The 10,029-nt window shown below is 71.8% G+C and carries 9 protein-coding genes; all 9 read right to left on the bottom strand.

Features of this window, described 5'->3' with window-relative positions:
- Positions 1-3,889: DUF4781 domain-containing protein (locus tag AC1D12_RS14235; RefSeq protein WP_477841074.1), on the bottom strand; the 3,889-nt coding region annotated here is incomplete at its 3' end.
- A gap of 44 nt (positions 3,890-3,933) precedes the next feature.
- Positions 3,934-4,965, bottom strand: coding sequence for an EscU/YscU/HrcU family type III secretion system export apparatus switch protein (locus AC1D12_RS14230; protein ID WP_465113149.1), 1,032 nt, complete (start codon positions 4,963-4,965; stop codon positions 3,934-3,936).
- Between the two features lie 4 nt (positions 4,966-4,969).
- On the bottom strand, positions 4,970-5,749 hold the full coding sequence (gene sctT, locus AC1D12_RS14225; protein ID WP_465113148.1) for a type III secretion system export apparatus subunit SctT: 780 nt from the start codon (positions 5,747-5,749) through the stop codon (positions 4,970-4,972).
- Positions 5,750-5,786: 37 nt separating this feature from the next.
- The gene (locus AC1D12_RS14220) at positions 5,787-6,269 is read right to left on the bottom strand and encodes a serine kinase (RefSeq protein WP_477841072.1); all 483 of its coding nucleotides are present in this window, start codon (positions 6,267-6,269) and stop codon (positions 5,787-5,789) included.
- Between the two features lies 1 nt (position 6,270).
- Positions 6,271-7,596, bottom strand: a complete 1,326-nt coding sequence (locus tag AC1D12_RS14215) for a FliI/YscN family ATPase (protein WP_477841070.1) — start codon at positions 7,594-7,596, stop codon at positions 6,271-6,273.
- On the bottom strand, positions 7,596-8,213 hold the full coding sequence (sctL, locus tag AC1D12_RS14210) for a type III secretion system stator protein SctL (protein WP_477825965.1): 618 nt from the start codon (positions 8,211-8,213) through the stop codon (positions 7,596-7,598). Before sctL ends, AC1D12_RS14215 begins: the two co-directional genes overlap by 1 nt.
- A complete protein-coding gene (locus tag AC1D12_RS14205; RefSeq protein ID WP_465113144.1) occupies positions 8,195-8,860 on the bottom strand; it encodes a SctK family type III secretion system sorting platform protein in 666 nt (221 codons plus the stop codon). Before AC1D12_RS14205 ends, sctL begins: the two co-directional genes overlap by 19 nt.
- 12 nt (positions 8,861-8,872) lie before the next feature.
- Positions 8,873-9,664: a type III secretion system inner membrane ring lipoprotein SctJ gene (gene sctJ, locus AC1D12_RS14200; RefSeq protein WP_477829274.1), complete on the bottom strand. Its 792-nt coding sequence runs from the start codon at positions 9,662-9,664 to the stop codon at positions 8,873-8,875.
- A gap of 8 nt (positions 9,665-9,672) precedes the next feature.
- The coding region (locus tag AC1D12_RS14195) for a hypothetical protein (protein WP_477841068.1) at positions 9,673-10,029 on the bottom strand (357 nt) is incomplete at its 5' end.

Here is a 10,029-nt window from a genome sequence, read left to right as displayed (position 1 = left end):
CCGCGTCGGCCGCGCCGCGCGCGCCCAGGGCCGCGACGCGCACGCCCGCCCCCATCGCGCCGGCGCCCAGCGCGATGCCGAGCAGCGACACCTCGCTCATGCGGGCGCGCTCGTTGGTGAACGGGTTCAGCGACTGGCCGTGGTCGGCCATGTTCACCAGGTCGGCGGTCGCGGTCACGCCGCCATAGGCCATGGTCGCGCCGACGCCCACCAGCGCCACCGCCGCGACACCGCCGGTCGCGCAGATCAGCACCACGCCGGCGACCACGCCGGCCACCGCCGCGATCGTGTCGATGTGGTACTTGCGCCGGGCCTTTTCGAAGCCGGTTTCGGTGCGCGCATCGCCGACGAACAGCTTGATGTTGCCGTCGTCCTGCACCTTGAACTCGCCGTCCTCCGGCATCACCAGCGTGCAGCCGGTGCTCGGCAGGCTGTTGTTGGCCCGGTAGTCGTCGATGCTGTCGTAGCTCCAGCCCTGCTCGTCGACGTACTTGACGCCCGGCCCGTCCTGGCGCTCGACCTTGAACAGCGCCGTCTTGACGATGCCGGACTCCTTGGTCGCATAGACCACCGGCACCACGGTGACCTTCGCGTTCTCGCCGCCGACGTCGACGATCTCGTCGACCACGCCGTCGAGCATCTTCCGCTGGTCCTTGCCGAGCTTGCCGAACAGGTCCTGCGACAGCATCGCCTGCGCGTTCTGGTCCGGCTGCGACGGGTCCAGCGTGACCGACGGCTGCCAGCCGAACGAGGCCGCCACCGTGTTGCCGATGTGCGTGCGGCCGTGCATCTCGGTGGACCGCCCGCCGTACATCACGTAATGGTCGTTGATCAGCGCCTGCGCCATCACGGCCGGGTTCTCGTTGAACTTCTCGTACAGCTTGGCCGGATCACTGCGATCCTCGGGCTTCAGCGAGCGCAGCAGCTCGGCCTGCTCGGCGTGGGCGCCCGGTGCGGCGTTGGCGGTCATCGCGCGCTGCGCGACGTCGAAGTCGTCCTGCGCGGCCTGCAGCGCCTTCCAGGTCGCGCTGCGCTGCTCGCCGTCGGTGCCCTTCAGGTAAGGGTGATCCTTCAGCCAGCCGTCATGCGCCGTGCGGGCGCTGTCGACCACCGTCTTCTTCGAGCCGGTGGTCTGCTGGTGGTACAGCTCCAGCCAGTCGGAGCGCGCGTCGACCGCATGCGTGCGCGCATCGTCGACCTTCACCTGCMGCGCATGCAGGTCGCCGGCCGGCTTGCCGTCGCGCGCATCGGCCTGCGCCAGCTGCAGCGTGCGCCGCGCATCCTGGAAGGCCTGCACCGCCTGCAGCGCGGTGTACTCGCGCGACGACAGGCTGCCGGCGTCCGGCGCGTCGTAATGATGCGCATCGCGGATCGCGGCCGCGACCTGCACCAGCCGCGTGTCGACCGCGTCGTCCAGGTTCAGCGTCGGCACGGCGCTGCCCTGGGCGCCCTTCGCGCCGGCCAGCGCATCCGGCACGCTGACCGCCGGCGGGCGGTCGCTCGCCTGCGTCGCGAGCTGCCCCTCGACATCGGCGCGCGTGACGCGCGCCTTCAGCGCGGCGGCCTGCGCACGCCACAGCCGCTCGGTCACCGGGTGCATGTCGACACCCTTCTTCGACAGCGCACTGGAATGGCCGGCCGCCTGCATGAAGTAGACCTTGAACTCGCCGTGCTCCTCGCGGATCTCGGTGCCGTCCTTCTGCTTGAAGGTGGTGACGCCGTCCTGCTGCTTCACCTTGGTGCCGTCGCTCAGCGTGCTGAAGCCGTCGTCGTCCTTCGCCATCGAGCCGAGGTTGGCGGTCTCGGCGTACGCGCCGGGCGGCACCAGCGCGGCGGTGCGGTCGTAGCCGGGCGGGTAGGTGGTCGTGGCGGCGGTGTTGCGATGGTTCTTGCCCTGGCTGCCGGGCGTCGTCACCGGCTTCACGAAGCCGAAGGTGTCGTAGTCGTGCTGCGCCGCGAGCAGGCCGCGCTCGCTGTCGACCAGGCCGAGCCGGCTCTCGTAGTCCTTGACGGTCAGGCTGCGCTTGTCGTACTCGGCCAGCGCCTGGTCGAGCTTCTTCTGCTGCGCGTCCTTGTCGGCCGGCGCCGCGGCGGCCCAGGCGCTGCGCGCCTTGTCGACTTCATCGTCCTGGTCGGCCAGCGCCTGCTTCGCGCCCGCCAGGCCCTTGCGGGCTTCGTCCTCCTGCGTCTTCAGGTCGGCCTCGGAGCCGGCGAGCTTGTTCGCGTTCGAGATCTTGTTGCGCGTGTCGCCGGTCAGCGTGTCGACCTTCTTCTGCGCGTCGACGGTGGCCTGCGACGGCTTGGTCGCGCCGGCGCCGGTGTCGGTGCGCTGCGCCGCGGCCAGCTCGACGCGCGCCTGCCGCAGGTCGCGCACCGACTGCAGCGCATCGGCCTGGGCCTGCGCCGTGCGCTGCGTCTCGAGCTTCGCGCCGAGGTCGGTCTCCAGCGCGTCGATCTCGCGCTGCGGCTTGCCGTCACGGCGCGCCGCCTGCACCGCGAGGTCGGCGTCGTGCACCGCGCCGTTCGCCTTCGACAGGTCGCTGACTATGGCGTCGGCCTTGTCCAGCCACGGCTTCGCATCGAGCCGCGCGTCGCCTGTCGACGGGTCGCCGACGCGGTCGCGGTAGAGGGTGTCATAGGCGGTCTCGGCCTGGGTGGCGCGTTCGGTCGCGGCCTTCGCGGTCTTGTCGGCATCCCACAGCGCGGCGGTTTCCTTCGGCAGGTCGGTCCACTCGTCCGGCCCCCAATGGATGTTCACCTGGTACTGYCAGCGCCCGTCCTTGAAGTGGACGTTCTTGCCCAGGTCGCTGCCCGGCACCGCCCAGAACTCGCGGTTCGGGTCGAAGCGGTCCTCGGGGTTGACGGCCGCACGGCTGCGCGAGGCCTGGTCCCAGGTGTCCTTCGCGTTGCCGAGCGCGGCATCGGCGTCGAACTTCGCGAGGCGGGCGTCGGCCACCTCGTGCACCTGGCGCTGCACGTCGCGCACGTCGATCGCGTCCTGCAGCTTCTGGTAGGCCGCATCGACGACGGATGACGAGCCGCTGTGCTGCGCACTCGCGTACGCGTCCTGTGCCTTGCGCACGCCGATATCGGCGACCTTCAGGTTGAGGTCGGTCTGCGTCTTGCTGGCATCGAGCCCCATGCGCTGCAGCGTCGCCTTCGCGCCGTCGGCGGCCAGCTGCGCGGTGCGGGCCTCGTTCTCCGCGGCCGCCTTGGCGCGGAAGTAGTCGGGGTCGTGCCGGTCGGCGGCGCTCGGGTTGCGGTAGCCTTCGGCCGCGTGGGTCGCGGTGTCGGCCTTGGCCTGCAGGTCGTCGACGGTCTTCTGCTGCGCATCGATGGCCTTGCGGTCGGTCTCGCCCGCATCGAACTGCTTCACGTGCAGCGTGCGCACCTCGGGATCCTCGGCCTTCACCTCGTCGCGCAGGCCGTCGATCTGCGGCGTGACGCCCTTCATGTCGAACGCGCCGCTCTTCTTCGCGCGTTCGAGGATCAGCGTCTCCTGCGCATCGAGCGAGGCCTGCGGGTCGGCGCCGTCCTGGCTCGCCTTGTCGGCTGCCACGCGCATCTCCTGCTGCGCCGCGGCCATGTACTGGCCGTAGGTGTCGTCCAGCGCCTTTTCCTTCGCGGCAGCCGGCTTGCCGCCGTTGGCCAGCGTCTCGTTGCGCTGCTCGACCTGGTCCTTCAGCTGCTGCTCGAGCCCGCTGGTGCGCGTCACCGCCGACTGCAGCGCCACGCGCCGCGCCTCGATGGCGGCGGCGCTCTGCGCCGAGTACCACGGCGGCTGAGCCGGCGGGGGCGGCGGGGGGGGCGGCGGCGGCGGGGGCGGAGGAGGAGGAGGAGGCGGCGGCAGGGCCTGGAACACGCGCCCGATCGAATCAAGGAAGGACATGGTGGGTTCCTCGCGTCTGAGTCTGTGGGTTCATGTCTGTTCGTTTACTCGCGGCCTTCGGCCCAGCGCAGCAGCCGCGCCACCGGCTCGTACAGCGAGCGCGGGATGGCCTGCCCCTCGGGCACCTCGTCGTACAGCCGGCCGGCCAGTGCGGCATCGAATTCCATCGGGATCAGCGCCTCGCCGGCCAGGCGGCGCATCTGCGCAGCGACCTCGTTCTCGCCGCGCGCGATCACCCGCGGCAGGTCGCGCTCGCCCAGGTACTGCAGCGCGACCGCGGTGCTGCCCGAGCAGATCAGCGCCGAGGCCGCGCGCACCCGGTCGGCCAGCCCGAGGTAGACCGCCTCGAAGTGCGCCATGCGCCGGCGGCCCGCATTGACCGGGTCGCCCTCGGATTCCTTGTGCTCCTGGCGCAGGTCCTCGATCGACATGCGCTGCTGCTTCATGAACTCGTGGTGCGCATGGGCGTAGTCGACGCCGGCCATCACGACGTAGATCACCGCGGCCCAGCCGGACACCGTCAGCAGCACACTGGCCGCCACCACCAGCACGGCCGGCGGCTGGGCGTAGCCGAGCTTCAGCGCGGTGTTCAGGAAGCTGGCGGTCACGACGGCCAGCAGCGCGCCGAGCAGCGCCGACTTGGCCAACATCTTCAGCAGGTTGACGAGGTTGCGCGTCGAGAACATGCGCTTGAGCCCCTCGGCCGGGTTCAGCCGGTTCACGTCGGGCTTGATGCGCGACCAAGTGGCCAGCGCCCCGACCTGCGCGAAGCAGCCGACCGCCGCCGCCAGCGCGGCGACCACCATCACCGGCAGCGCGCCCCACAGCAGCACCCCGGCGGTGTGCGAGAGCAATTCGACGACGCGATCGTCCGGCCGGCTCAGCACCTCGGGGCTGGTGGCGTGCCACCACAGCTCGCGCAGCAGCCCGAACAGCGCGGCACCGAGCAGCCACAGCGTGGCGGCGACGGCAATGAAGGACAGCGTGCCCGGCACGTCGGCGCTGAACACCACCTCGCCGCGCTTGCGCGCATCGCGCAGGCGCTTGGGCGTCGGGTCGCGGGTCTTCTCGGCCATCGCGCTACAACGCCAGCCGCAGGAACTCGAGCACGCCGTTCGACGGGCGCAGGAACTGCTGCAGCGATTCGTACACGAAGAACAGGAACAGCAGCATCATCAGCGTGGCCAGCAGGCTCTTCAGCGGCTGCGAGAACACGAACACGTTGAGTTGCGGCGCCACGCGCGAGATCAGCCCCATGCCCAGCTCCACCAGCACCAGCACCAGCAGCACCGGCGACGCGAGCTTGACGATCCACAGGTACAGCGTGTCGCCCTGGCGGATCGCGAACTCCTCCAGCACCTTGCCGACGTTCGGGAAGAACGACGCCACCGGCCACAGCCGGTACGAGTCGACGATCACGCCGACCAGCGCCAGCAGCCCGCCGGCCGCGACGAACAGCGTGATCACCAGCCAGCCGAGGAACTCGCCGGTGGGCCCGTTGTCGTGGCCGGCCACCGGGTCGAAGAAGGACGCGTTGGCCGAGCCGGTCTGGAAGTCGATCAGGTCGCCCACGCTCTGGATGGCCCAGATGAAGATGCCGAAGCCCAGCCCGAGCAGCAGGCCGATCAGCGCCTCCTTGCAGGCGATCAGCAACCACAGGCCGAGCGACAGCTCGGGCATCTCGCCGGCGATCGGCGACATGAAGAGCGCCAGCATGCCCAGCAGCCCGGCGCGCACGAAGCCGCTCAGCAGCTGGCCCGACAGGAAGGGCATCACCGCGAACACCGCGGCAAGCCGCGGCAGCGTCAGCGCGGCCGACGTGACGGTCTGCTCCAGCGCGGCGAGTTCGGCCATCGGCATCGTGCGGTCTCCTTCAGTGCGACGCTCAGTTCGACGTTCAACGCGGCGGGCGCCGCGCCGCCCAGGCCTGCGCGGCGTTCTCTTCCAGCTGCTCGTCGGCGCGCGACTGCGCCTGGCGCCGCGCTTCGCGCCGCACGCGCTCGTGCATCTGCTCGGCCTTCTGCAGGTCGCCGGCGGCGCTGCGCAGCTGCCGGCGGCAGGCCTCCAGGTCCTGCTGCTTCTGCAGCGCTGCATCGCGCGCCTGCTGGGCGTGCTGCGCGCTGTCGCGCACGCGGCCGTCGAGCGTGCGGCTCCAGGCGCTCGCCTGGCGCATCAATGCAATGTCGAGCACTTCGGGCCGGCCGGCGACCGACGCCCAGACGGCACTCCGCGCCTCGACCTCGCGCAACCAGGCCTCGCGCAGGGCCCGGGCCTGTGCGACGGCCGCCGCGGCCACCTCGCGCTCGCGCGCCACGCGCTGCTGCGCGCGGCTGCGGTGCTGCTCGCGCACGCGGACCAGCAGCTTCCAGTCGACGTCCATCTCAGTCCGCTCCCGCGAGGCGGCGCAGCGCCGCCTCGGTCTTGTCGAACGCGACCGCCGTCTCCGGCGCCTGCGCGAGGAAGGCCTGCATCGCCGCGCGCGACTGGATCGCGCGGTCGGCCAGCGGATCGCTGCCGGCCTGGTATTCGCCGATCTGGATCAGCATCTCGAGCTCCTGGTGGCGCGCCATCAGCGCGCGAAAACGTGCCGCCGCGGCGCGATGCTCGCGCGGCACGATGTTCGACATCACGCGGCTGACGCTGGCCAGCACATCGATCGCCGGGTAGTGGTTGGCCGCCGCGAGCTTGCGCGACAGCACGAGGTGGCCGTCGAGGATGGCGCGCACCTCCTCGGCGATCGGGTCGTTCTCCTCGTCGCCCTCGGTCAGCACCGAGTACACCGCGGTGATGGAGCCGCGGCGCCCCCGCCCGGCGCGCTCCAGCAGCTGCGGCAGCATCGAGAAGATCGACGGCGGGTAGCTGCGCCGCGTCGGCGGCTCGCCGCTGGCCAGGCCGATCTCGCGCTGGGCGCGCGCGAAGCGCGTCAGCGAGTCCATCACCAGCAGCACCCGCCGGCCCTGGTCGCGGAAGTGCTCGGCGATGGTGGTGGCGGCATAGGCCGACTTGATGCGCTCCATCGGCGGGCGGTCGGAGGTCGACACGATCATCACGCTGCGCGCCAGCCCGGCGGCACCGAGGTTGTATTCGAGGAACTCCTGCACCTCGCGGCCGCGCTCGCCGATCAGCGCGATCACGTTGACGTCCGCCGTCGAGCCGCGCGCCAGCATGCCCAGCAGCGTGCTCTTGCCGATGCCGGGCGGCGCGAACACGCCGATGCGCTGCCCTTCGCCGAGCGTCAGCAGGCCGTCGACGGCGCGGATGCCGGTCGCGAGCGGCCGCTCGATCATCCGGCGCTGCAACGGGTTCGGCGGCTCGCGGTGCACCGGCAGGCGCGCGTTCACCTCCAGCGGGCCCAGGCCGTCCAGCGGTTCGCCCAGCGCATCGAGCACGCGCCCGAGCAGCCCGTCGCCGACCGGACACACGTGGCCGCGGCCCGACGGGATCACCTCGGTCAGCGCGGACAGGCCGGTGGTCGGCCCCATCGGCGTCAGGATCGCGGTCGTGCCCGAGAAGCCGACCACCTCGGCCAGCAGCGGCGGCTCGCCCGGCGTGGTCAGCTCGCACAGCTCGCCGACGTGGGCCTGGATGCCGGTCGCCTCGATCGTCATGCCCACCGCGCGGCTGACGCGCCCGCGGATGCCGGCCGGCGCGGCACGGCGCAGCGCGTGCTCGAGGTCGGCGACGATGTCGAGCGCGGCGGCATCCATCAGCGCCCCCCCTGGCGTTCGATCGCCTTGCGGAACGCCTCGAGCTGCGCATCGACGCCGATCTCCAGCGTGCCCGATGCCGATTGCACGACGCAGGCGCCGCTCGCGAGCGAGGCGTCGCACTGCACCGCGATGCTGGCCGGCAGGCCGCCCTCGCCCTGCAGGCGCGCCACCGCGCCGCGCAGCATCGGCTCCTGCGCCGGCGCGACGCGGATGGTCAGGAAGGGCTCGTGGCGGATCAGCGTGTCCACGCGCTGCAGTGCGCGCTCGATCAGCGTCGCCGGGTCGAGCTCGTCGACGAACTGCGCCACGCCCTTGACGACGATCTGCGCCATCGCCGCACGCAGCGCGCGCAGCTGGCGCTCGGTCGCCACCGCATCGGACACGACGCGCTGCGCGTGCTCGGCGCGCGCCGCCTCGAAGCCCTCCTGGTAGCCGCGCCGGCGGCTGTCCTCGGCCTGGCTGGTCGACTGGCGCACGATGCGCTCGCCCTCCCGGCGCGCCGCCTCGACCAGCGCGGCGGCATCCAGCAGCGCCGCGTACTCGGCCTCCTTCAGCACCTTGCGTTCACTCAGCAGCTGCAGGTTCTCGGTGGTGATCAGAAAAGCCAGTCCCATGCGGGCAACCTTTCGGGGATGAGGCACTGCAGCATCACTTCCTGCAGCTGGTTCGCCTGGCGCGGCGCGAGCTCCGGCAGGCCGAGCGTGCTGACGCGCCGCGGCAACTTGCGCTGCACGCGCCGCAGCACGGCCTCGCCCTCGCCGGCCAGCGCGGCCAGCAGCAGGCGGTAGCCGCGGTCCAGCACGGTGCGGCCGGCACCCGCCGGGTGCTGCTGCAGTGCGGCGACGTTCATGCGCAGCTCGGTCAGCGCCGGCAGGCGCTCGGCGACGAACTCGGCCGCGTCGGCATCGAAGCGGCGTGCCTGGCGGCGCAGCACGGCGCCGATGCCGCGCTGGCGCAGCAGCGACTTGTGCGCGCACAGCCCGGTGTAGGCGGCCAGCCGGCGCAGCGAGGCGCCGTCGACCAGCGCGAGCCGGCCCAGGCGCGAATCGACGTTGTAGCGCGGCGCGCCCGCCTCGGCGCGCAACAGCTGTGCCAGCACGCCCTGCCCGGCCGCGCCGAAGCGCGCCACGCGGCGGTGGCGCAGCGGCCAGCCGGCCGGCAGCCAGCTCGCATGCAGGTCGAGCTCGGGGTGCAGGTTGTGGCGCATCACCAGGCGCAGCAGGTCGTGCGCAGGGGTGGGGGCGGGGGCGGCCGGGCTCATCGTCGCGGCCCGTCAGCGCCGGAACACCTGCCGGCGCAGCCAGACGCGCCAGTCGAGATCGTTGCGGCGCAGCAGCCCCGGCAGCACCACCAGGCAGGCGGCCGCGGCCAGCAGCAGCACCAGCAGCACCAGCGCGGTCTGCGCCGGCAGCACGCCGAGGATCAGGTCGCTGCGCGGCAGCACGGCGCCGGCCGGCGCGGCACCCTGCGGCGGTGCGCGGCGCGCCTCGAACAACGACAGCGACACCTGGTCGTGCGACAGGCCCTCGATGCTGTGCGCCACCAGGTCCTTGACGGCCGGCACCAGCAGGCGCAGGTCGACGTCGGGCCGGTGCTTGATGAAGACCGCGGCCGACGACGGCCGGATCTTGTCGCTCAGCGGATCGTTGGCCGGGATCACGACGTGCACGCGCGCCGACACCACGCCGTCGACCTTGCGCAGCGTCTGCGACAGCTCCTGCGACATCGCGTAGATGTAGCGCATGCGCTCCTCGGACGGCGTGGACACCAGGCCCTGCTTCTGGAACACCTCGCCCATGCTGGCGTAGCGGTCGTTCGGCAGGCCCTGGGCGCGCAGCAGGTCGAGCGCCGCCGGCAGCTGGCCCTTGTCCACCAGCACCTGCCACTGGTTGTTCTCGAGCCGCTCCTTGTCGGCATCGAGGCCGTCGCCGGTCAGCGCGGCCAGCATCTCGTTGGCCTCCTGCTCGTTGAGGTTCGAATACAGCCCGACCTTGCAGGCGGCCAGGCTGCACAGCAGGCCGAGCAGCAGCACACGCCGCAGCGATCGTCCGAAGGATGTGTTCATGGCGGCGCCTACTGCTGGTTCTTCAGCAAGGTGCCGAACAGGTTGGTGGCGGCGCTCGCGAGCGCGGTCGACATGTGCAGCTTCGAGAAGCTCATCTGCGCCTGCATCGACTGGTCGGCGACCATCACCATGGTCTTGAACGGATCGTTCATGTCGATCGACGCCAGCATGCTGGCGCGCATGTCCTCGACCGAGCGCATGCCGTTGAGCTGCGTGGCCATCGCCTTCACCGCGTCGCCGATGGCGCCGCGCGCGGCGCTCTCGGGCTGCTGCACGCCCTGCATCATGTTGGCGAACATGCGGGTCTCGCCGGGTGCGAACGTTGCCGGCGTTGCGCCGGGGCCGGCCGCGGCGCTCGTCGTCCC

It is taken from the genome of Rhizobacter sp. P1_G5, assembly GCF_056405435.1.
Note: the sequence above shows the minus strand (reverse complement) of the source record. Positions and strands in the feature narration are given on the sequence as shown.